This window comes from Dellaglioa sp. CoH-57-MRSF-19, assembly GCF_056781975.1.
In genome coordinates this window covers 1-754 of sequence record NZ_JBXAXW010000051.1, presented here as the reverse complement: position 1 = coordinate 754, position 754 = coordinate 1, and the positions used below count along the sequence as shown (strand labels likewise).

At 54.9% G+C, this 754-nt stretch carries 1 protein-coding gene; it reads right to left on the bottom strand.

Annotation, left to right across the window (positions count from 1 at the left end):
• Window positions 1-754: hypothetical protein (locus tag AC1RO3_RS08120; RefSeq protein ID WP_481763949.1), on the bottom strand; the 754-nt coding region annotated here is incomplete at both ends.

Sequence of the window (754 nt, the reverse complement as noted above, 5' to 3'; positions counted from 1 at the left end):
ATCGTAAACGACGTGAACTGACCGTATGCCCCATTGAACGCGTCCATGCCGCGCCTAAGCCACGTCAGGATAGTAGGCGTCGGGAATAGCAAGTCCGGAGAGCCATAGAGGGTGGCTCGTGCCTTAGCGATCTTGGCCTTTACGTCACCGACTGCGGTCATGATGCTTGGGTTAATGATCCACAGGTCGGCCGACTCTTGATACACCATTGCCGCGTTGTTGTTTGCCCAGTACTTCCAGATCACTGTGTATGGTTCGAGTGATACTGTAAACGACGCGGTGGGTACTACACCCGAAAACACATAGCCGTTGGACGTGCGCTCAAATTCCGTGATCGGGGTCTGCGCTGCTACCTGTTGAGAGCCATACCCGATTTCTAGAGTAACGTTGTCGTACGGCTTATCCACGCAAATCGAGAGCGTTGCCGCCACACCTTGTAGTTCTGCCTGAGGCTGTGTGCCGAGCGGTACCGTGTTTAGGCCAACGACACGCAAATTCTCAAACTGATAGAAACGTGACTGCGCGGCAGAACCTGTAGTCGGGTCGATCTGTGCGCCTATTGTTTGAGGAAGCTCCAGTGTGTAGCGCAGCTGATACTTCTGACCTTCGAGTGATGGGGGCACCGTCGCGGGCACCGTTACCACGGATTGGGCGATCACCATGTTAGTGAGGCCCGTGCTCTGCACTACGTACGAAAATGCGTTACCTGCTGCATATACTGTCCCGTCCGAGGCCAGCAGCTCCCAAACCACAA